The following is a 21,407-nucleotide window of genomic DNA, read 5'->3' as shown; positions in this document are numbered from 1 at the left end:
GAAAAGCTATGAACCAAGGCAACAGCTCAAATCCCACTTTTAAAAATCCTGATCTCACTCCGAGGATGAAAGAACTTTTATTGGAGCTCAGGGAAATCGTCGCAAATCCCGTCGTTGAAGCTGCTTTTAACGATGCAGTAGCGCATGTAGACCCGTATCTAAGTGATGGTACTGACAATCCATGGAAGGATAAAACTATAGACTATTTTGTCGACTATTTTGAGGATTGGTTTACTTTTTTGCCAACCCCTGATGGAGGATTAGGCAAGATTGTTCCTTTCACTTACTTCTACCTTAACAACAGAAAAGCTTTCTATTTTCTCAATACCCTCCAAAGTCGAAGAAGACCGGACCTCCCCTATTCGAAAGAGATTTTCAATTGGACGGTCGAGTTCATTAAAGAACACGGCAAATTCATGGATTCTCCAGCATCCTTGAAATTCCTAGACCAATGGATGAAAGACCCTTCCTCAGAAATCAACGATTTTATCATTCCGGAAGGAGGATTCCAATCCTTCAATGATTTTTTTACCAGGAAATTGAAACCAAGTGCTAATGCAAGGCCTATTTCATTTCCTGAGGATGATTCCATTGTTGTGGTCTCGGCGGATTCAGAGATCAATTTCATCGAATCAGAGCTTACACTTTCTAAGCTTTTGAACGTGAAATCGAGGCAAATCAATGTTAATGACCTGCTGAATGGCTCGGATTATGCGAAACATTTTGTTGGGGGTACGGCTGTATCTTGTGTATTGATGCCAAATAACTATCACCGCTATCATTCACCTGTTACAGGAGAAATTGTAGAATCGGAAGAAGTGCCAGGTATTTACAATGGCATCATAGATGGAGAAGACTGGTTCAACAAGTGGAATGTAGGCGAAAGCACTACAGATTTCAGTATTTTTGAGGATTTTCACCGGGCCTATTTTGTGATTGATACCAAAAAATACGGCTATGTCGCTATGATTCCAGTAGGCTTAAATACCATCAGCGCGATTATGCCATCCATGGTTAATGATCATTCGAGCATGGTTCCTAAAGGCTCAAAGCCAGTCCCTATCAAAAAGGGTCAAGAATTAGGGCATTTTGCCTATGGAGGATCACTCAATATTTTATTGTTTCAAGCAGGGGTATTCAAGTCTATTTCCATGCTCATGGGGCAACGATTGGGAAGAATGTCACCGGTAGCAAAGGAGTAATATTTTGGTATTTCCTGAATAGCTGCGCCTAACTTTAGCTCAGGGTTTGTTCATTCATGCCGGGGTAAATCAGACAATTTGGAGTTGGATTCCTGCCACCGTTCTGCCGCCGTTCGTGCCTGCCTTTGCAGCAGGCAGGTCTTCACGAACGGTAGTTAACAAACACACTATAGCTATTCGGGATTTGTAATCCCGAATCCTTTGCCACCGTTCGTGCCTGCCTTTGACGCAGGCAGGTCTCCACGAACGGTTTTAATCCCGAATCTTTCATAAGGTTACTTTTCCATCTTGCTGGCACTAATTCAACGTCTCCAAACCAAAATCCTGCGCCAGCGCTGGGGAATCCGGTGATCTCATTTACCCCGGGTTAAAACCCGGGGCTATTAACATATCGCTCCTATGGAGCTTTTTAAGATTAGGTCTCCTATAAAATAATGATTGGCCAACGTGTGCGGCGGGCAGGAGCGGGGTGCGCGTAAGCCAGGCGGGGGAACCCCGATAATTATCGGGGTGCGTCTTGGCTTTTTGATTCTTTTTTGCCAAGAAAAAAGAATGAAGAAATCGTTTCCATCTTGCTGGCATCACTTCAATATTTCCAAGCCAAAAATCCTGCGCCAGCGCTGATGAATTGGGAATCCTTTTAACCCCGGGTTAAAACCCGGGCCTGCCTGCCAGTAGGTAGAGCTACCAATGTTACGCTCCTCTGGAGCTATTTAAAATTCTAGGCTTGGCCAACGTGTGCGGTGGGAGGATTTGGCAGCGGGGTGTGCGCGAGCCTTGCGCGGGGAAGCTTGGCCAAATCTTGACCTTTTGGTTCTTTTGGGTCAAGCCAAAAGAACAATAAAAATCGTTTCCATCTTGCTGGCACCTATTTCCCATTTCCAAACACAATAATATGCGCCAGCGCTGGTTTATCGGTTACCTGATAACCAGGGGTTAAAAACCCCTGGCTATTAAAAAATTAAACTCCTGCGGAGTTTCATTAGTATTTCTTACCGTTTACCATTTACAATTTACCTCTTACAGCCCCCGACTTATTCGACATTTGCAATCCAGAATCCTGAAACCACTACCCCTACCATTTACAATTCACCTCCTACATCAACGATTAAGAAACTCAGCCAGCAAACTCTGAAAATGATGCACTCCCTTTTCCATTTTAGGAGAAAATCTCCCTGTCTTATAAACCCGGGAGGCCATTCCTTTGAAAACCCCTTCTACCACAAACTCATCTTCCCTTTCTACTTTATCCAAGGCCGCTCCGGCTCCGGTATCTAACTTTGATTCATCATACACATAGCTGATAAAACTGACCTTTGTTCGATTGGGAGAAATGGGCTTAACCACATTGATTGAGCAACCCCAAGGATAAAAGTTGAACATCATATTAGGAAAGACCCAGAAGTAATAGGCAGATATCTGCTGTCCATAATCTTCATGATCTTTGGGCAGGTCAAATATATGCTCACCACCTGAGGAATGCCCTACTTGCAGATTGCAATGGGAATAAAGAATGGTCTCGTATTTCCGATAATCCAACACCGCATTCAAGCCTTCATGGACAAAAGGGATATGAAAACCCTCCAGATAATTGTCACAGTACAAAGCCCAATGGGCATTGACCAAATAATCCTTATTTCTGCTTTTGTCTTCCTTAAACTCATCCAATGGCAAAAAACCGATCTTTCGGTTCATAGCCTCCAATACCGGCTCAAAATCAAACGCATCCTCCCCCAAAGAAGCAAACAACCAAGGCCCAAGATTTTTAAGCGGAAAGCGGGTCAGATTATCCTCTTTTCTAGGAAAATCCTTCGTGTCCTTAAACTCAGGCATATATTGAAATTCCCCCTGAAGATTGAATCTCCGGGCGTGATAGCCACAAATCAATTGCTTGGTTTTGCATGGGTCATGGCAGAGGATATTTCCACGGTGAGTACAAACATTGGACAAACAATGAATTGTACCTTGATCTTTCGTCAAAAGCAGAGGTTCCTCCAATCCAAACTCCAAAAAAGGTAGAGGCTTCACCTGACCGGGCATTTCCACTTGGCTTTTATCACCAATAAATTGCCAGGATTTGGCAAAGACCTTTTCAATCAATTCCTCAAAAACAGTCTGTGAACGATAAAAAGAAGAAGGTAGGGTTTCTGCTTGGGCAATATCCGGATGGATGTAAAAGGCTTTGGACATAATTATCTATCTTACTATTGCCACAAATTAAGGAAAAGCCACAAAACCCGATTTGCTTTTGAAAAATTCTTCCACTCGACAGCTGGGCCTGATCACTGTTATTTCCCTTGTTGCAGGAGGAATGATAGGTTCCGGGATATTTTCCTTGCCGGCAGTCTTGGGTCAATTAGGAGCCATCAGTTTGTTAGGATGGATTTTAGCCGCTGCTGGAGCTTACACCTTGGCCATTATCCTGGGAAAACTCAGCAAAGCTATCCCAGAAAGCGGAGGGGCTTATGCCTATACGAAATCTGCCTTTGGGGAACTGTCAGCTTTCTTGGTGGCTTGGGGCTATTGGCTTTCCACCTGTACCACCAACGCAGCCATTGCCTTGGCATTCACCGGTTACCTAAGCGTGTTTTTTCCTGTTTTGGAAAGCTCGCTTGCAGGATTTAGCGCAACAGCTTTAGCTGCTATATGGAGTCTGACTGCGCTAAACTATTACTCGATTCGATCCTCAGGTAATCTTCAGGTAGTCACCACCCTTTTGAAAATACTTCCCTTGTTAATTGTGGCTATTGGAGGCTTCTTCTTTTTTGACAGTAGTCATTTTCAGCCCTTAAATCTTTCGGGGGGATCAGATTTCCAAGCCATTACCACAGCCTCCGTGCTCTGCTTTTTTGCCTTTATGGGAATTGAAGCAGCTACCATTCCTGCCGATAACATCAAAAATCCAAAGCGGAACATTCCCAAAGGAACTTTGATTGGAGTGACTTTGGTGGTTTTTCTGTATCTCTTCAGTACGGTATCTCTTTTTGGAGTACTTTCTCCGAGTGAATTAGCAAGCAGCCTTGCACCGCTTAGCGATGCAGGAGTATTGATTTTCGGGAAAAATTCCAGCTATATCATCGCCTTAGGTGCTTGTATTTCTACTTTTGGAGCCTTAAATGCTTGGATTTTGATTCAGGGTCAAATATCCTATGCCATGGCCAAAGACGGACTTTTGCCTAAAAAGCTAGCAAAGAAAAACCGGTTTGGGATCCCTGGAAATGGCTTGATTTTTTCCAGCTTGTTGGTGACTGTGGTGATGATTTTCAATTTCAGCGAAAGCTTTGGGAATGTCTATTCATTCATGATCCGACTGACTACGGTCACTTCCTTATTCTTTTACCTATCCGCCTCATTGGCTTTTGGCTATTTCTGTTACAAAAACCGATTCGGCCTTTACCTGAATACAAAGACCATAATTCTTACCCTTCTAGGATTGGGATTCAGCCTTTGGCTTTTCGCTGGCTCGGGTTTGGAGGCCATTCTTTGGGGAATGGGAGGAATCGCCTTGGGCTTACCAGTATATTTTTGGAGTAAAAAGAAAAATGAAAACTAAAGTACTTTAACTCTCACTTTTTCTTAAACCCTCTTCACCATCTCAATATGCTCAATCCCATCCTCATCATACACACCCCCTTCTGCTTGGAACCCTAAGGATTCATAAAAACCCAAAGCATAAGTTTGCGCTCCTAAACGAATATCACAGGGGCCATAGAGATTCTGACATGCTTCGATTCCTAATTCCATGACCTTTCTACCAAAACCTTTGCCTCTAACTGAGGGAGCGGTCACTACCCGACCTATAGCCACTTCCTGATAGGATAATCCTGCCGGAACGATTCGGCAATATCCAACCAATTCATTATCAAGATTTAAGAGCACGTGATGGCATTTCTGATCCTTATTATCCATATCCAGAAAGACACAGTTTTGCTCCACCACAAACACCTCGCTGCGCAGGCGCAGCAAATCATACAATTCATCTAGGGTGAGTTCGCTAAAAGCTTTAACTGTATGTGTAAGATTCATGGTAAATAGATTAGGTTGAATTTAGGCCAAATATAGCATTTGTAGCCTTGGCCTTGCTTTCATTCATTTTATTCATTGAGTAGCAAATGCTCTAAATATGATATAGGATCCAACACCTCAGTACAGAATTTCGTATTTTCAAATAACCAACCAGCATAATGATGAAAACTAAACACACGCTCCCCATTCTAGTAGCCCTTTTGGCTTTTTCCTGTAACCCCCGAGCTGACAAAAATCTTGGAGAATTGATTACCGAAACCCGTCCAATTAGCGGAATAAGCGAATTAAAAATTGATGGAGTATTCAACATTTATCTCGAGCAGGGAGATGGAGAAACCTTGGAAATCAATGCTTATGAAGAAGTTTTGGACTATTTGGTAATTTCTGAAAATGGCTCCGAATTATTGATTGATTTTGACCCAGAACAAGCTGATTTTCTAGATGATAAAACTCCTGAAATTCACCTAACTCTCTCAGAACTAAATAAATTGGAATTTGATGGTGTTGGGAATATTCAAACAAAGAAGAGGTTTCTCCTAAACGATCTCCAATTAAAAGGCAAAGGCGTTGTGAATTTGGAATTGCAAATTGAAGCTGACCGCTTGGATGCTGAATTTGATATGATGGGGAATACCCACCTTTCAGGGAAGGCAGAAGTTGCTAAAATTAATTTCAGAGGAATGGGAAATCTGGAAGCTTCAGAACTAGTGACCCAAAAAATGGAAATAAATTCTAATGGCATGGGTCATGTGGCTGTGCATTGTGAAGGCGAACTTTCCATAACCGCAGAAGGAATGGGCATTGTGAGTTATACCGGAAATCCAACCATCCTCAAGGAAGAAATCAAAGGATTGGGGGTTGTCGATCGTAATTGATCGATTTCTTTCGATTTATAAGACTAAACCCCGGATAGTAATCTGGGGTTTTTAATTGTCTCATTTCATAATAATAATGTACTTGCCTAAATAGCCACACCATACCTACGGCACTCCTAAATTCAGGTACAAACTTATGCTACATAAATTCGTGCCTAATGGCACTTTCCTCACACAAGGGATCTAAGTTGAAGCAATCACTATTTACCTTCTACCGCTTACTTTTCACATCAATAGTTCCATGCCTAAAGGAATCCCAATCTTGAACAATTCAGTCTTTATTCGAATACCAATCAGTCTTCACTACTTCAACGACGCCATATCAATCACAAATCGATAACGCACATCGGCTGCAATGGTCCTTTCATAAGCCTCATTGATCTGCTGAATAGGAATAACCTCCACTTCTGAAACAATTCCATGCTCAGAACAAAAATCCAGCATCTCCTGAGTTTCCTTGATCCCTCCTACTAAGGAACCCAGAATACTTTTCCTTCCCCGAAGTAAAAGCCCGGCTTGTACAGTGCTAGGTTCAGGTGGAGCTCCTAAAACCACCATCGTCCCATTGGTTTTTAGCAAAGGCAAATACACATTGTAGTCATGTACACCCGAAACGGTATTTATGATGTAATGAAAATAGGACTTCGCCATTTTCATCTGTTCCGGATCTGTAGTCAACACAAAATGCTGAGCCCCTAATTTCTTGGCATCTTGGGCTTTTTCAGGACTTCGGCTAAGCATGGTTACCTCAGCACCCATAGCAGCAGCCAATTTCACCGCCATATGTCCCAATCCTCCTAAACCTACAACAGCCACTCTATCCCCCTTTTTCACATTCAAATGTCTTAAGGGAGAATAGGTAGTGATCCCTGCACAAAGAAGTGGAGCCACTCCTGGAAGTGGAAGATTACCCGGGACTCGCAAGACAAATTTTTCTGTCACCACAATATGAGTCGAGTATCCACCATAAGTGATGGTTTTTTTATCCTGCAATAAGGAATTATAGGTCTGAGAGTGTCCATTTTCGCAGTATTGCTCCAAGTGATCATGACAATTGGCGCAATGCCCGCAGGAATCTACAAATACCCCTACCCCAACGGTATCACCCACTTTATATCGGGTAACTTCGGAACCAATAGCACTGACCTTTCCGACAATCTCGTGTCCTGGGACTACCGGATACATGGTAGCTCCCCATTCATTTCTAGCCGTATGAATATCGGAATGGCAAACTCCGCAATACAGGATTTCAATTTGTACGTCCAAGGGTCCTAAATCCCTTCTTTCTAAATCAAAAGGTCCTAGAGGAAGATCAGCGTGGGTGGCAGCATAGGCTTTTACGGTAGGCATGGCTCAGAATTTTCTTGTGATTGGATGATATGTGATTCTACAAAAAATAACTGAATTGAGCCTGATGAATCATAAAATATCTACGAATCTTTCCTTTGGAAAAGAGCGTAAATATATGGTCGTTCTTGTCCAGAGGGCATGAAATAGCTATGGATAAAGGAATCCAATAAGATAAATTCCTCTCCCAATCGCTCCTGATATATTTTTTCATCATATCTGAAGACCGATAAACCTGAACATTTGTCAGCTCCAGAAAGATGGAATTCAGCAAAAATCACATAGCTTCCTAGCCTTACTTTTTCCTTTAGATTCTGAAAATAGGAGGTCTGCTCTTTCTCTTCCATGAAAAAATGCATCACGGCCCGATCAAACCATAATTTTACTGAAGGAACTCCTTCCAAAGTTTCGGATGATAAAATATCACCTAATCGGTAATTAATACGCTCTCCTAGTCTTGTTTTTACTTCCTGAAGAGCTACTTCACTAATTTCAGAAACCCAAAGTTCGGAAAGTCCATTTGATAATAATTCATCTGGTAATCGGCTACTTCCTGACCCAACCAACAGAACTGCATCATTTGAATCCAGGTTGCATTGATTAATAAGACGGAAACTTGGACTAAAATCATTTTCAAACCATCCCAATTGATCTTCTGAACTATTGAGATAGGCTTTGTCCCAATGATTGGCAATAGAAATTTCTTCCATGCCGGTTTTTTCAGAAGAACAGCAGGATTTGTTTTTATCTTCTAGCTTACAAGAAGGGCCTTGGATCATCCTAATTTTATGAAGGCCAAATATTAAAATTTTGCAAATCAAACTCAGTAAACCTTATCACATAAGTCAATTTAGAGGGAAGTAAAAACCACTAATATGATGAAAATCAGCCATAAAAAAGATTTTTTCAGATGAAAATTGGGTAAATTATAAAGTATTCAAAATCAACAACTTCCCCTTCAAAAAACAGTGATTTTTGGGGTTGTATGTCCAAATGTCAAACTCTAAAATTTAACACCATGTCTATTGTAAAAGTCCTCGAAATTATTGCTTCCTCTGATAAAAGTATTGAGGATGCAATTCAAAATGCAGTTACAGAAGTATCCAAGACCATCCACAATATCGATTCGGTTTATATCAAGGATATCAAGGTTCATGTGAAAGATGGAAAAATCAACTCCTATGGAGTTATTTGTAAGGTTTCCTTCAGAGTGGATTAAATCACTTTTGAAAAAGAAAGAAAAATCTCCAGGATTTGTTTTCTGGAGATTTTTTAATTCAATCCAATACGGAATTATTCTCAAGCGACGCTTTTTCTCCTTACTTCTTCTGCAATAAAATTCTTAGCTATTTGCTCAGGTGATTTGATTGCAACTCTCAATTGGTATTCCTTGAAGATGAGTAAACCAAGGGAGATCAGTGCAAAGTTTTTGATGATGTATTGACCTACCAAGGTTGGTGTAAACCAGGTTTGCCATGTGTCATTCGGTAAGAAAAAGACCGGAAGAAAAGTCATCGACATATGAGCTAATAGTATATACAAAGCCCATTTAGTGAATCGAGGAACCAACCAGCTTATTCCAATCAGACATTCAGCGAGGCCAAAAGCTTGATTGAATAAATCAAATGGGATAAATCCTGCCAAAAGCTGATCGAACAGATTGTGGACCAAAGGTTCAGCTGGAGAAATTCCAATTACTTTTAACAAGCCAAACCAGAAATAAATGATGAAGAGAGAAACTCTTCCAAACGATGCTAGGTGATTCATAATGCATAAGAGTTAATCTCCAAACCTAAGTTTTATCAATCACCCGAAACATGACAATAATCAAGTTAGCTGGTAAGTTTTTTCAGGAAAATGGGTTTTAGCCAAAAATCAGCTCATTTTATATCTGATTAAGGGTCCCTTTAAATCAAAAAAACCATCCAGCCAAAAGCCGGATGGTTTCCCGTCAAAAGCCTATCTTTTTACCTATCACTCAACTACGGCTTCTTTATCCCAGCCACCTCCTAAGGCTCTGTAGATTTGTACTTTGGCTTGAAGCTGCTTCAATTTGGTTTCGATCAACTCCATCTGAGCATCGAGCACCTCTTCTTGCGTCAACAAGACTTCCACATAGTCGGCCTTGGCAAACTGGAATAGGCTATTTGCTACATCAACCGATTGATTTAACACTTCCACTTCTTGAGATTTTGTTTCAAGACTTTGGGTGTAATTATCCAACTTGGCAAACTGATTCAACACATCTGTATAGGCTTGGAGCAAGGTTTGTTCGTAAGAAATAACAGATTGGATTTGCTGAGCTGTAGCCATATTATACTGGGCTTGAATTGCCTTCCTATTAATCAAAGGAGCCATCAAATCTCCTGCAGCATTGAATATTAGAGATTCAGGATTGAACAAATAGGAAGGATTGAAAGCTTGATATCCAATACCTGCCCTTAGATCCAATCGAGGATAGAAATTGGCCTTTGCTGATTTTACGTCCAGTTTAGCGGCAGCCATTTCCAATTCAGCCTGACGAATATCCGGACGGTTTTCTAGCAATTGGGCTGGAATTCCAGCTTGAAGGCTATCTAAGGTAATCTCCATCATCTTATCTGAATTCCTTGGTATTCTTGAAGGATAAGCCCCTGTCAAGAAATAAAGCCGATTCTCCGTCTCTACCAATTTCTGCCGAATCGCATACTGTTGATTCTTGGTATTTAGGTATTGAGCCTCAAATCGATTGACCACCAATTGATTGGCTTTAGCATACTCTTTCAATTGCCGGGCTTTTTCCAAAGCATCCTTTTGAATCTCCAAGTTTTGATTGATGATTTTGAGCAAATTGTCCAAAGCCATCAATTCATAATAGGATTCAGCTATCTCGGAAATCAACTGTGTCACCAAGAAGCTCTTTCCCTCTGTTTGCGCTATGTAACGCAACTGTGCAGCATCCTTGGCATTGCGCAACTTTCTCCATATATCCACTTCCCAAGAAGCAGTAGCTCCCAGCACAAAGTCACCCAGAGGTTCAGGGAATTCTTTTCCTTCTTTGATTTCCAAATTATGCTCTACGGCACCATCCAGAGTGAATCTCCCGGGTTTTTCGGCACCAGCTCCTAAACCAAGATTTACAAAAGGCTGGTATTCCCCTGTCTTTTCAAGGACTTCATTCTTACTGATCTCTATCTCTTGTAAGACAATATTCAGTTCCTGATTGTGAAGCAAAGCCGAATCGATCAAAGCATTCAAATGCTCATCTTCGAAATAATTTCGCCAATCCACCGTAGCAAAGGTACTCGTGTCCTCTGGTTGCTGATCATATTGTTCAGGGAGGTCCAAAGTCGGTTCTTTGAAGGTGATCTCTTGAGACTTACAGCCCCAAAAACCAATCATCATGAGCAAGGAAACTCCTGTATATAGTTTTATACGATTACTTGTCATTTTTTCTGTTGTTTCGTTTTGCGGCTTGAAGTAACACACTGAGTTTGGCAATCTTTTTCAAAAGCGATGCTCTGTTTTGGCCCTCTTCAACAAATGCTTCAGAAAGCGAAGAATCTGCCTCGTTTTGCAACAAACTCTTACCCTCAATCATACTTCCAAAGAAGTAGTAGAGACCAGGAATCACTAAGACCCCGATCATCGTACCCAAAAACATCCCTCCCATGGCTGATGAACCGATGGTTTTGTTTCCCACAGCTCCAGCGCCATGTGCAATAACCAATGGAATCAAACCAGCAATAAATGCAAAGGAAGTCATCAAAATCGGACGGAAACGCATCTTGGCACCTTCGATAGCCGCTGCCAAAACCGTGGCACCTTCACGGTGACGCTGCACCCCAAATTCCACAATCAATACAGCGTTTTTACCCAGCAATCCAATCAACATAATCATACCAATCTGGGCATACACGTCATTAGCCAATCCCATGAGTTTGAGCATGGCGAATGAACCGAAAATCCCTATAGGTAGAGAAAGAAGCACTGCCAGAGGCAATACAAAACTTTCATATTGGGCAGCCAAAACCAGGTAAACAAAGAGTACTACTACAGCGAAAATATAGATGGCCTCATTACCCCGTCGTGATTCGTCAAATGACAAATCTTCCCAAGCGATGTCATAGCCTTTTGGAAGTGTCTGAGCAGCTACTTCCCGAATTGCTTGAATAGCATCACCAGTCGTAAAGCCTTCAGCGGGTAATCCACGAATCGCTGCGGAATTGAAGAGGTTGTATCGAGTAATCTCGTTTGGCCCTTGGGTTTTGGTCACCTTCATAAAAGATGAATAAGGAACCATCTCACCCTCCTCATTTTTCACAAACAAATCCGTCAAATCGGAAGGATAACGTCTGAATTCCGGCGCCGCTTGGGTATAAACCTTGAAGAATCGACCAAAACGAATAAAACCTTGTTCATAGGTACTACCAATGAGGATATTCAGGTTTTCCATGGCTTTCCCGATGGTTACCCCTTTTTGCATGGCAGCCTGATTATCAATCTCCAAATGGTATTGTGGATAATTGGCAGCAAAGAAGGTAAACAATCCTTTGAGTTCTTTTCGCTCACGGAGAGCAGCTAGAAACTCTTGGTTAATCTTGTCAAATTCATCGTAGTCGGTATCTCCACCAGTTTTATCCAACAGACGAAGAGAAAAACCACCAGAGGAACCAAAACCCGGTACTGCAGGGGGCTCAAAATATTCGACTACTGCTCCCAAATCCTTGGTTTCTTCCTCCAACTCTTCCATGATTTCATGCACGCTTTTGTCGCGCTCAGACCAAGGCTTAAGGTTGATCAAGCAGGTACCTGCATTCGAACCTCGGCCTTCTGTCATGATTTCATATCCAGCCAAAGAGGTTACAGATTCGATCCCTTCCACTTCTTCTGCAATTTGCTGCAGTTCTTGGGCAACCTTATTGGTCAATTCCAAGGTTGATCCGGGAGGTGTTTGAATAATGGCATAGATGGTTCCCTGATCTTCATTTGGCACAAAACCGGAAGGAAGAATCTTATTGGTGTAGATAATTCCAGCAATGAATATTCCCAAGATTCCAAAGGTTACAATTCGTCGGGCTACAATCACATTCAACACACTAATGTAGTGGCCTGTGAATCTTTCAAAGATGCGGTTGAAGCCATCGATGAATCGATCGAAAAGGGATTTCTTTCGTTTTCCATGATGATTTCTCAAAATCATCGCACACAATACCGGTGTCAAGGTCAAAGCAACAATTCCGGAAATCACAATAGAGCTCGCCATGGTGATTGAGAATTGACGATAGAAAACCCCAACAGGACCGCTCATAAAGGCAATCGGGACGAATACCGAAGTCATCACCAAGGTAATTGCGATGATCGCACCACTCAATTCTCCTAAAGCCTTTTGTGTTGCTTTATAAGGTGTCAAATGTGGATCTTCTTCCATTTTGGCGTGAACGGCTTCCACCACCACAATCGCATCATCCACTACCACACCAATGGCCAATACCAAAGCGAACAGTGTAATCAGGTTGATCGATAAACCAAAGAGCTGCAGGACAAAAAATGCTCCGATCAATGAAACCGGTACAGCGATGATAGGGATCAATGTTGACCGCCAATCACCCAAGAAAAGGAACACCACCAAAGCCACTAGAATAAAGGCATCACGAATGGTATGAACTACCTGCTCAATGGACGCATCCAAAAATTTAGATACGTCATAGCTGTATTCGTAATGAACCCCTTCAGGAAAATCAACTTCTAATTCTTTGAGTTTTTCCTTTACCTGTTCGATTACCTCACTACCATTACTATCTGGAGTTTGCTTAAGTACGATAGAAGATGATGGCCTACCGTCCAAATTGGAGTAAATATCAAAAAATTCACTTCCCAATTCGACCTCAGCTATATCCTTCAGTTTGATTAACTCTCCTTCCTCATTACTTCGGATAATGATGTTTTCATATTGCTCAGGCTCATTGAATCGACCTTGATAAGTCAATACATACTCCACGGATTGTGCTTGCTTACCAGAACTTTGTCCCAATCGACCTGGACGAGCGATCACACTTTGCTCTTCCATTGCCATAAGCACTTCCTCCGCAGAAATTTTGTAAGCACGCATACGGTCCAATTTTAACCAGACACGCATGGCATATTTTCGGGAACCTAGGATCTGAGCTTGTGCAATCCCGTTGATCCGCTGCAATTCCGGGATAATCCGTGTATAGGCATAGTTATACAGGAATTTTTCATCAATATCAGCGCCCTCTTCGCCGTAGATATCAACGTACAAGAGCATACTTGGCTGAACCGGAGTAATGATCACACCTTCCCTTTGTACCAAAGGAGGTAAGTTTGGCATGACCTGGTCAACACGGGTCTTTACCCTGACCACCGCTTGGTTTGGATCTGTTCCGGGTTCGAAAACCACTCGAATGGTACCCTCACCGGCACTAGTTGCATCAGAAGCAATGTAGCGCATCCCTTGAACCCCGTTGATAGAGGTTTCCAAAGGAATCAAAGTGGACTTGGTCAACACATCCGCACTGGAACCCGGATAGGCCACAAAGATATTGACCGTGGTCGGTGCGATTTCAGGAAACTGCGAAATAGGCAGTTGGGTAATGGCCAGTAATCCCACAAACACAATCATGAAGGAGACTACAATGGCCAATACAGGCCTTCTTAAAATATCTTTAAACATTTCTTTCGGATTTTAAGGTGAATGGAACTTATTCGGCATGCAAATGCAATCCCTCAAATACTTCCTCAGGCTTGACCAATTCGAAATGAATTTTTCCGCCGTTTTGCACCTTTCTAAGGCCTTCCAAAAGAAACTTATCCTGGGTCGTCAACCCAGCACTGACCAAATAAACATGGTTGAGTTCCCCTTCTATTTTGATCTCTTGAGATCTAACATTTCCTTCATCATCCACTAAGTAGACAAACTTCTTGTCCAAGACCTCAAAAGTGGCTTTCTGTGGAATCATGGTTACCTCATCCAAAGGCTTAGGCCATAAGATATTTCCCGTTTGACCATGTCGCAACAAACCATTAGGATTGGAAAAGGTAGCACGAAAAGCAATGTTACCAGTCGCGTTGTTAAAGTCGGATTCGATGGTTTCGATAATACCTGATTCAGGAAAGACCCGGTTATTGGCTAATCGCAACTGAACCATTTCCGCTGTATCCTTTTCGGTCATGGCATAATCCAAATATTCCGCTTCTGGAACGTTGAAGTATACCCACATTTTACTGTTATCAGAAAGCGTGGTTAACAATTCCCCCTCATCCAATAAACTTCCCAAACGCACTTCCTCGAATTTTCCGACAATTCCATCGAAAGGAGCCCGAAGCTCAGTGAAGCTTAAATGAGTTTCTGCCAAAGCCATTTCCGCCTTGGCTTTCTCCAATTGTGCCTTTGCTAAAGCAACTTCGTTTTGGGAAACGATATTTTTGTCTGCTAGCGCTTTAGTGTTTTCATATTCCACCCGCGCAAATTCAACCTCAGATTTTGCCTTTTGAAATTCAGCTTGATAGATCGTAGGCTGAATTTGAAAGAGAAGCTGTCCTTTCTTGACATGTTGCCCTTCATCCACAAATATTTTCTGAAGGTACCCTTTCTCCAAGGCCCGCAATTCAATGTGTTGAATGGCCCGGATTTGACTCACATATTCTTTGATTAAGACTGTGTCTTGTTTAATAGGTTGAGAAACTTTGAATGTGGCAGTTTCTTCATGTGTATTATGTGATGAACCGCAGGATGCCAAAAACATCGCACAGCCCACTGCTAGGAACAGAATATTCCTGTTAGTTTTCATATTTATGAATTTTGAATTGTAGGTAAAAAGAAATTAAATCGGTACCTGAGCGTCGATAGGCATACTTGCTCGGGAACCCATACCATGGACTTTTAGGCCCAATCAAAAAATCCTAAATACGATAAACGCAGTGGTAGATGTGTAACCGATTTGGAATCGGTTTGAAGAAGTTTTTGTAGAAACGTAGAAAACGCGTCTGATCTTTTCCAAGGCTTATTGCCAAAAGGCAAAACCAAATAGCTGAAATTGCAAGCTTGAGTTCTGAATCCAAATCAAGGAAACTTTCCTCGACCTGCTCCAAGCCCTCTGGTTCTACAGAAAAGAGAAGATTTGCTTGAGATTTTAGCTCATCGGAGCTATTTAAAACGATGGTAGCCTCATCAGAAGCATCAAACGAAGCTACTTTTTCTTGATCCTGCTGGATGTAGTTGGAGAGCTGCAACCCAGAAGACAGTCCTGGGACGAAAAAAGTCAGAAGCAGTGAGGAGATCACTGTCATCAGTCCAATAACCCTGTAGGATTTTCTACACATCATTACAAAGGTATTTGAATATTTTTCATATATCCAAAAGATTTTTTTTCAAACCTGCAAAGAATACACCAATTTGATTCAAAAGTGGAAGTTGAGGATAAAAGTTTCAATTTTTGAAAAATATTTTAGAGAACTTTTCAGAATCAATTTTAGCTCAAAATCACCATTTTAAACAAGATGGCTGAGATTCCTTCATTCATTATCAAACCAAATGACCTAAACTTTTGAAAATAAAAAGACACGGATAGTATAAAGCCCGAATGTTTCCGTACCTTTGTAGCGGATAGAAATGCAAAATCTTAAAAGTAAGGCACATCTTTCTATCTTATAGCATCGGTAATTTCCCTGCCACAAGTAGCAAATCAAGAGTTATTTCCCACGGTTTCAATTCTTTTCTTCTACTTTTTAATTCCAATTCTGGATTAGATCCAGCGACGAATTGAATGCCGCAGTTTGATTTAACAACATCTTGAGTACCATTCTTATTTTAATTAACAACCCTTCTTATTAAAGCCATTCGATTTTCGGAATCAGCTCTTTCTGATTTCTCAATTACCCTACGCAGTCGCGTCAATTCCTATTTCAAATCTACCCAACAAAGTAAATTCGGAAATGCAGAGATGGTCCTCAAGACCATTTTCATGCTCTCTATCTATTTTGTACCAGTTTTACTAGTCAGTTCCGGTTGGCTTACCCATACCTGGCAGCTTTTTGCTGCATTCATCCTTAGTGGATTTGGAATGGCCGGTATCGGGATGGGAATCATGCATGATGCCATTCATGGAACCTATTCTTCTAATCCTAAAATCAACAAACTTTTAGGATATACTTTGAACATGGTAGGAGCCAATGCCACTATGTGGAGAGTTCAGCACAATGTGCTTCATCATAGCTTCACAAATATTCACGAAGGAGATGATGACATCAATGTACCACCTGCATTTCTGAGGTTTTCTCCTCATGCCAAGAAAAATCGACTACATCCCTACCAGCATTGGTATACCTGGTTCTTTTATGGATTATCCACCCTTTCTTGGGTGACTACCAAAGATTTTATCCGCCTGAATCGCTACCATAAAATGGGGCTTATCAAAGGAAAAAATAGCTATAGAAATACCTTTCTTAAGATTTTAGCTTGGAAAGTAGTCTATTTCACCTTTACCCTAGGACTACCATTAATCTTCTCTCCTTTTGGGATTTGGGAAATTCTATTAGCCTTCCTTTCCCTTCATTTCGTGACTGGACTTTGTATCTCCTTAGTCTTTCAGACGGCTCATATTATGCCTGATGTGGTATTTCCGCAAATGGACGAACAAGGAATTGTCGAAGGAGAACGGCTTGTCCATCAATTGGTCACCACTTGTAATTACTCCCCTAAAAGCCGAATCTTTTCTTGGATGATTGGAGGCTTAAATTATCAAATCGAGCATCATTTGTTTCCGGATATCTGTCATGTCCACTATCGAAACATCGCTCCTATTGTCAGAAAAACTGCAGCTGAATTTCAACTGCCCTACTATTCTAAAAAAACATTTTTGGAGGCCCTAAAAGCCCATTTTCAAATGCTTCACCACTTGGGAACATTAGAAACTGTCCCTGTGAAAAGCAAATCATTTTAATTATGAACACATTTAGAAAAAATACTCGTCCCAATCGTCGGGACAACCATACATCTTCAGGAAGACAACAAACGAAACGAAAACCTGTCTCTTCTTTGGATCCCAGTCTTTTGGTCAAAAAGGCCAAAGCAACTCCTATTAATTCAAACTCAAAAACTGAGACACGATTCGATGACCTTGAACTTCATTCAAAGCTTCAAGTAAATATTCAAAAGAAAGGCTATGAGTATCTTACCCCTATTCAAGAACAGGCAATTCCTGTGTTGTTAGATGGAAGAGATATGCTTGCCATTGCTAGAACAGGCTCTGGAAAGACAGCTGCATTTTTGATACCGATTATCACTCAGCTTTTGGAGAGACCCTTAGCATCTTCCATTTTGATCGTTGCACCTACAAGGGAATTGGCCTTACAAATTGGAGATGAGTTTCGGGGATTAACCTTAGGAATGAATCTTCGATGCGCAACCTTTATTGGAGGAACAAATATCAATTCTGATTTCAAGCATTTGGCACAAAAGCCTCATGTAATCATAGGTACACCTGGAAGGCTTTTAGACTTATCAAATCAAAAGGCACTTCATTTAAACCAGGTTAAAACACTTGTTTTGGATGAATTTGACCGAATGCTAGACATGGGATTTATCCACGATGTCAAGCGCTTGGTTACACTAATCGGTTCACGGGAGCAAACGCTTCTTTTTTCAGCAACCTTAGACAAAGCCCAGCAAAAACTGATTGATGAATTATTGGATAATCCTCAAGAAATTCATGTGGATTCCGGTACTGTTGCGAATGAGCATATAGAACAGGAAACCATTCGAGTTCCTGAAGGAAAAGATAAGTTTTTGATGTTGCAGGACTTGTTTCAGGATGGAGCTCTGAAGAAGGTTATCCTATTCACTGAGACCAAACGCCTTGCTGATCGACTGTCTAAAAAACTCAATCAAAATGGGATTCCTTCCGGACAGATTCATGGGAATAAATCCCAAAATTTCAGAAATAAAATGCTGAATGATTTCAAATTAGGAACCATTCGGGTACTTGTAGCGACGGATGTCGCCGCGAGGGGAATTGATGTCGCTGATGTAAGTCATGTCATCAACTATCAACTGCCCATGACGATGGATTCATATATCCACCGAATCGGCCGAACTGGGCGGGCTGGAAAAACGGGCCGAGCAATCACCTTTATAAATTGAACATCTCTTTATGTCAAAAAACCAAAACTCATTTATCAAAAAACAAAAAGCCCAGCTCAAGCAGAGAAAGAAAAAGGAAAAATTCGAGAAAAAGCTTGAAAGAAAAGCCCAACCTAAAGACGGAAGTCTTGAAAATATGATGGTTTATGTAGACGAATTCGGAAACTTTTCCGACTCTCCTCCTGAGCCACCCACACCAAAAAAACAATTAAATCAAAACAAATCATACAGCAAAGGTGCTGCACAAAACAAGTAAAATTATGAATGAAGGAACAGTAAAATTCTTTAATGACACCAAAGGTTTTGGTTTCATTACCCCATCTGACAAGAGCGAAGATGTATTCGTGCATTTCAGCGGACTCGTTGACGAAATCCGTCAAAATGACCGAGTTACTTTTGATCTAGTTCAAGGTAAAAAAGGAATCAATGCGGTAAACGTAAAAGTCATTGGCTAATACGATCAACCATCTTTAAAAAGTATTAAAATCAAAAAATCATGAACGAAGGAACAGTAAAATTCTTTAATGAATCTAAAGGCTTTGGATTCATCACTCCAGCGGATAATAGCGAGGACGTTTTTGTCCATATCAGCGGTCTTGTACATGAAATCAGAGAAAATGACAAAGTCACTTATGATACCGTACAAGGAAAAAAAGGAATCAACGCAGTGAATGTGAAGGTTGTAGGATAAAAGCTACCTAGCTTTAAAAATTAAAAGGTGGAATTTTACAATTCCACCTTTTTTGTTTTCCGAACATCATAAAACTCAAGTCTCTTTACTGAGCCAAATAACCTCCATCAATAGGATAATAAGAACCAGTCACAAAGGAAGACTTAGGCGAACTCAACCACAAAATCAATTCTGCAACTTCTTCAGCTTCTCCCAGCCTTCCAATTGGATGCAAAGCTTCTACTGATTTTAAAGTTTCTGCATCTAGATTATTGGTAAGCAATGGAGTTAAAATATAACCCGGACCAATGGAATTCACTCGTATATTTTTTGCTGCGTATTCCAAGGCTGTGGCCTTAGTCAGACCAACAACACCGTGTTTTGCTGATACATAAGCTGGAGACATTCGAGTACCAACCATACCCAAAATAGAAGCAATATTCACGATTACTCCTCCTCCATTTTTTTCCATGGCTGCTAGTTGATAATGCATTCCGTAAAAGACACCAGATAGGTTCACCGAAATTACCTTTTGCCATCCATCCAAGGGATAATCCTCCGTTTCAGCTAAAGGTCCACCAATACCGGCATTATTAACTGCAATATCGAGCCTTCCATATTTTTTCACCGTAGCAGCTACCAGCGCTTCATTTTCCTCAGGTTTGGACGTATCCGCCTTAAAAAAATAGGCATCTCCTCCATCCTTTTTAATATCTTCTACCACTTCCTTGCCTTGCTTTTCATCGATATCCGAAACCACCACTTTAGCTCCTTCTTTAGCAAATAAAAATGCGGCTGCTTTTCCAATACCTGATGCTGCACCTGTAATAATTGCGACTTTATTTTCTAAAGTTTTCATGATTTCTTGTTTTTAAATAGTTGAAAATCAAACTAAATGAGAGATATCACTCCTCTTTTAAAAAACGGATTTTAAAAAAATATGGACTCGATTTTCATCTATTTTTTGATGTTTCTGACAAAAATCAGGAAACAAAAAAACCGGAGAAAAATTATCTCCGGCTTCCTGATTCAATCATTTTTACTTGTTTACCCCAACTACCAAAACCTTGGCAAACTCTTTCGCATAATCACGGAATAAATCCCTTGCTGCTGCTATGTAATCTTCTTTTGTCATTTCAACTATAAAAGGATCGAAATCAATATTTGGGGGATTAACAGCAAAAAACTTTTTAATGAAACTATCGCTTTTTGTTTTGTCCTGATAAATACGGGCCTTGTATGGTTTTTCGGAAACAAAATCACCCTCTAAGTTAGCCGAGACATTATTTGGAGAGCCAATTTTTCCAATGAAATCAAAAGTTGCTTTTGAAATCCTCATTTTTGGGAAGACTTGAACATCCGCTGAAGTCACTTTTCTTTTTACCCCTGCCTCGAGACCTACCTTTAATTCAACTGTTGAAAAATCAATGTCAATGTTTTGAAGTAATATCACAGCATCTGTCTCACCGTAGAATTTCTTCATCATACCCACGAATGCTACGCCTCCACCCCGTGCCACGGATTTATCATTAAATATGAAAATGCTTCCATCAGGAAAAACCTGAATCGTACCTACTCCTATATCCTCTTCTTTAGTTTTTCCTTCTTTGCGCTCAGCTTTCGCATCATAACGCTCAGCAATCTTTCCAAAAGATTCCATAGCTCGTGCATCTGGAAGAGATACTACTTTAAAACCTGCATTTGCAATCTCTTCTTCCATGATTTTTTGAAAATCATTTGCCAGCTGCTGAAAATCGCTCAATTCCAACCCGGCATCTAGAATTGTGGTAGCCCTAGCAGAACCAGTTTGGCCTACATAACTACCTCCTTTACTCATAGCGGAAAAGTTATTCGTTGCTCGACTTAAGCCACTTTCCTGAACCACGACCCCAGTCTCGACAAAAGTCTCAAAATTCAAGCTCATTTGAGGCAAAACAAATGCTTCAGCCCCCTTAATCGTTTTGTTGTAAAAGCCCTTTTCGCCTATACCATTAAACGAAACTTGAGCCTGCAGGTGGGTTGAAAAAAATAACCCTACAGCTGCAAAAAGAATTGATCTCTTCATAATTGATTGTTTTTATTGACCATTTTTAAATTTAAAAACCTGATTATTGAAAGTTTTACAGGCTAAATTTATGATCTGAAGA

At 40.9% G+C, this 21,407-nt stretch carries 20 protein-coding genes; 9 read left to right on the top strand and 11 right to left on the bottom strand.

Translation table 11 applies throughout. The features are described 5' to 3' along the window. Positions 1–8: 8 nt before the first annotated feature. Positions 9–1,202 (top strand): phosphatidylserine decarboxylase, encoded by a 1,194-nt coding sequence (locus E4S40_RS02290; RefSeq protein ID WP_135070261.1) that lies wholly within the window; start codon positions 9–11, stop codon positions 1,200–1,202. Positions 1,203–2,303: 1,101 nt separating this feature from the next. On the opposite strand, the gene E4S40_RS02285 is transcribed toward E4S40_RS02290, so the two are convergent. Continuing rightward, a complete protein-coding gene (locus E4S40_RS02285; protein ID WP_135070258.1) occupies positions 2,304–3,392 on the bottom strand; it encodes an aromatic ring-hydroxylating oxygenase subunit alpha in 1,089 nt (362 codons plus the stop codon). Between the two features lie 58 nt (positions 3,393–3,450). On the opposite strand from E4S40_RS02285, the gene E4S40_RS02280 reads away from it, so the two are divergent. Next, on the top strand, positions 3,451–4,755 hold the full coding sequence (locus E4S40_RS02280; protein ID WP_135070255.1) for an APC family permease: 1,305 nt from the start codon (positions 3,451–3,453) through the stop codon (positions 4,753–4,755). Positions 4,756–4,778: 23 nt separating this feature from the next. Here the strand turns inward: E4S40_RS02280 and E4S40_RS02275 are convergent, their stop codons facing one another. Next, entirely contained in the window at positions 4,779–5,228 is a 450-nt protein-coding gene (locus E4S40_RS02275; protein WP_135070252.1) for a GNAT family N-acetyltransferase, read from the bottom strand. Between the two features lie 161 nt (positions 5,229–5,389). Between E4S40_RS02275 and E4S40_RS02270 the strand changes: the two genes are divergently transcribed. Beyond that, positions 5,390–6,103 (top strand): GIN domain-containing protein, encoded by a 714-nt coding sequence (locus E4S40_RS02270; protein WP_161971759.1) that lies wholly within the window; start codon positions 5,390–5,392, stop codon positions 6,101–6,103. Between the two features lie 303 nt (positions 6,104–6,406). Here the strand turns inward: E4S40_RS02270 and E4S40_RS02265 are convergent, their stop codons facing one another. Together E4S40_RS02265 and E4S40_RS02260 are read right to left on the bottom strand one after the other, a co-directional pair. Beyond that, complete coding sequence (locus E4S40_RS02265) at positions 6,407–7,453, bottom strand: NAD(P)-dependent alcohol dehydrogenase (RefSeq protein WP_135070246.1); 1,047 nt, start codon at positions 7,451–7,453, stop codon at positions 6,407–6,409. A gap of 80 nt (positions 7,454–7,533) precedes the next feature. Continuing rightward, complete coding sequence (locus E4S40_RS02260) at positions 7,534–8,160, bottom strand: class I SAM-dependent methyltransferase (protein WP_135070243.1); 627 nt, start codon at positions 8,158–8,160, stop codon at positions 7,534–7,536. A gap of 308 nt (positions 8,161–8,468) precedes the next feature. Between E4S40_RS02260 and E4S40_RS02255 the strand changes: the two genes are divergently transcribed. Next, positions 8,469–8,669: a dodecin family protein gene (locus E4S40_RS02255; RefSeq protein WP_135070241.1), complete on the top strand. Its 201-nt coding sequence runs from the start codon at positions 8,469–8,471 to the stop codon at positions 8,667–8,669. A gap of 80 nt (positions 8,670–8,749) precedes the next feature. Here E4S40_RS02255 and E4S40_RS02250 read toward each other — a convergent pair whose 3' ends face one another. From E4S40_RS02250 to E4S40_RS02230, 5 genes are all read right to left on the bottom strand, one after another. Next, positions 8,750–9,217, bottom strand: a complete 468-nt coding sequence (locus tag E4S40_RS02250) for a hypothetical protein (protein WP_202615319.1) — start codon at positions 9,215–9,217, stop codon at positions 8,750–8,752. Between the two features lie 207 nt (positions 9,218–9,424). Continuing rightward, positions 9,425–10,879 (bottom strand): TolC family protein, encoded by a 1,455-nt coding sequence (locus E4S40_RS02245; RefSeq protein ID WP_135070238.1) that lies wholly within the window; start codon positions 10,877–10,879, stop codon positions 9,425–9,427. Next, positions 10,869–14,123 (bottom strand): efflux RND transporter permease subunit, encoded by a 3,255-nt coding sequence (locus tag E4S40_RS02240; RefSeq protein ID WP_135070235.1) that lies wholly within the window; start codon positions 14,121–14,123, stop codon positions 10,869–10,871. The genes E4S40_RS02245 and E4S40_RS02240 overlap by 11 nt, the downstream gene beginning before the upstream one ends. A gap of 28 nt (positions 14,124–14,151) precedes the next feature. Next, entirely contained in the window at positions 14,152–15,240 is a 1,089-nt protein-coding gene (locus tag E4S40_RS02235; RefSeq protein WP_135070232.1) for an efflux RND transporter periplasmic adaptor subunit, read from the bottom strand. A 112-nt stretch (positions 15,241–15,352) separates the two neighbouring features. Then, positions 15,353–15,775 carry a hypothetical protein gene (locus tag E4S40_RS02230; RefSeq protein WP_135070229.1) on the bottom strand — a complete coding sequence of 141 codons (423 nt, stop codon included), beginning with the start codon at positions 15,773–15,775 and terminating at the stop codon, positions 15,353–15,355. Between the two features lie 638 nt (positions 15,776–16,413). On the opposite strand from E4S40_RS02230, the gene E4S40_RS02225 reads away from it, so the two are divergent. The 5 genes from E4S40_RS02225 to E4S40_RS02205 are packed head-to-tail and all read left to right on the top strand — an operon-like array spanning position 16,414 to position 19,281. Continuing rightward, positions 16,414–17,391, top strand: coding sequence for a fatty acid desaturase family protein (locus tag E4S40_RS02225; protein WP_237563108.1), 978 nt, complete (start codon positions 16,414–16,416; stop codon positions 17,389–17,391). A gap of 2 nt (positions 17,392–17,393) precedes the next feature. Next, a complete protein-coding gene (locus E4S40_RS02220) occupies positions 17,394–18,590 on the top strand; it encodes a DEAD/DEAH box helicase (RefSeq protein WP_135070223.1) in 1,197 nt (398 codons plus the stop codon). 10 nt (positions 18,591–18,600) lie between these two features. Beyond that, positions 18,601–18,846: a cold-shock protein gene (locus tag E4S40_RS02215; RefSeq protein ID WP_135070220.1), complete on the top strand. Its 246-nt coding sequence runs from the start codon at positions 18,601–18,603 to the stop codon at positions 18,844–18,846. A 4-nt stretch (positions 18,847–18,850) separates the two neighbouring features. Further along, positions 18,851–19,045, top strand: coding sequence for a cold-shock protein (locus E4S40_RS02210; RefSeq protein ID WP_202615317.1), 195 nt, complete (start codon positions 18,851–18,853; stop codon positions 19,043–19,045). Between the two features lie 41 nt (positions 19,046–19,086). Further along, positions 19,087–19,281 (top strand): cold-shock protein, encoded by a 195-nt coding sequence (locus E4S40_RS02205; RefSeq protein ID WP_024282374.1) that lies wholly within the window; start codon positions 19,087–19,089, stop codon positions 19,279–19,281. Between the two features lie 85 nt (positions 19,282–19,366). Here E4S40_RS02205 and E4S40_RS02200 read toward each other — a convergent pair whose 3' ends face one another. Next, complete coding sequence (locus tag E4S40_RS02200) at positions 19,367–20,119, bottom strand: SDR family NAD(P)-dependent oxidoreductase (RefSeq protein ID WP_135070217.1); 753 nt, start codon at positions 20,117–20,119, stop codon at positions 19,367–19,369. Positions 20,120–20,299: 180 nt separating this feature from the next. Then, positions 20,300–21,325, bottom strand: coding sequence for a hypothetical protein (locus E4S40_RS02195; RefSeq protein WP_135070214.1), 1,026 nt, complete (start codon positions 21,323–21,325; stop codon positions 20,300–20,302). Positions 21,326–21,407 lie beyond the last annotated feature (82 nt).

The sequence above is a fragment of the Algoriphagus kandeliae genome (genome assembly GCF_004571135.1).
Classification (GTDB): Bacteria; Bacteroidota; Bacteroidia; order Cytophagales; family Cyclobacteriaceae; genus Algoriphagus; species Algoriphagus kandeliae.
This window is presented reverse-complemented; position numbering and strand designations above follow the sequence as displayed.

Coding starts and splice junctions, on each gene's coding strand:
- E4S40_RS02240 (WP_135070235.1), bottom strand. CDS start 14,123: ATGTTTAAAGATATTTTAAGAAGGCCTGTATTGGCCATTGTAGTCTCC.
- E4S40_RS02245 (WP_135070238.1), bottom strand. CDS start 10,879: ATGACAAGTAATCGTATAAAACTATATACAGGAGTTTCCTTGCTCATG.
- E4S40_RS02195 (WP_135070214.1), bottom strand. CDS start 21,325: ATGAAGAGATCAATTCTTTTTGCAGCTGTAGGGTTATTTTTTTCAACC.
- E4S40_RS02290 (WP_135070261.1), top strand. CDS start 9: ATGAACCAAGGCAACAGCTCAAATCCCACTTTTAAAAATCCTGATCTC.
- E4S40_RS02225 (WP_237563108.1), top strand. CDS start 16,414: ATGCTCTCTATCTATTTTGTACCAGTTTTACTAGTCAGTTCCGGTTGG.
- E4S40_RS02205 (WP_024282374.1), top strand. CDS start 19,087: ATGAACGAAGGAACAGTAAAATTCTTTAATGAATCTAAAGGCTTTGGA.
- E4S40_RS02220 (WP_135070223.1), top strand. CDS start 17,394: ATGAACACATTTAGAAAAAATACTCGTCCCAATCGTCGGGACAACCAT.
- E4S40_RS02275 (WP_135070252.1), bottom strand. CDS start 5,228: ATGAATCTTACACATACAGTTAAAGCTTTTAGCGAACTCACCCTAGAT.
- E4S40_RS02235 (WP_135070232.1), bottom strand. CDS start 15,240: ATGAAAACTAACAGGAATATTCTGTTCCTAGCAGTGGGCTGTGCGATG.
- E4S40_RS02285 (WP_135070258.1), bottom strand. CDS start 3,392: ATGTCCAAAGCCTTTTACATCCATCCGGATATTGCCCAAGCAGAAACC.
- E4S40_RS02200 (WP_135070217.1), bottom strand. CDS start 20,119: ATGAAAACTTTAGAAAATAAAGTCGCAATTATTACAGGTGCAGCATCA.
- E4S40_RS02260 (WP_135070243.1), bottom strand. CDS start 8,160: ATGGAAGAAATTTCTATTGCCAATCATTGGGACAAAGCCTATCTCAAT.
- E4S40_RS02210 (WP_202615317.1), top strand. CDS start 18,851: ATGAATGAAGGAACAGTAAAATTCTTTAATGACACCAAAGGTTTTGGT.
- E4S40_RS02265 (WP_135070246.1), bottom strand. CDS start 7,453: ATGCCTACCGTAAAAGCCTATGCTGCCACCCACGCTGATCTTCCTCTA.
- E4S40_RS02215 (WP_135070220.1), top strand. CDS start 18,601: ATGTCAAAAAACCAAAACTCATTTATCAAAAAACAAAAAGCCCAGCTC.
- E4S40_RS02270 (WP_161971759.1), top strand. CDS start 5,390: ATGAAAACTAAACACACGCTCCCCATTCTAGTAGCCCTTTTGGCTTTT.
- E4S40_RS02255 (WP_135070241.1), top strand. CDS start 8,469: ATGTCTATTGTAAAAGTCCTCGAAATTATTGCTTCCTCTGATAAAAGT.
- E4S40_RS02250 (WP_202615319.1), bottom strand. CDS start 9,217: ATGAATCACCTAGCATCGTTTGGAAGAGTTTCTCTCTTCATCATTTAT.
- E4S40_RS02230 (WP_135070229.1), bottom strand. CDS start 15,775: ATGATGTGTAGAAAATCCTACAGGGTTATTGGACTGATGACAGTGATC.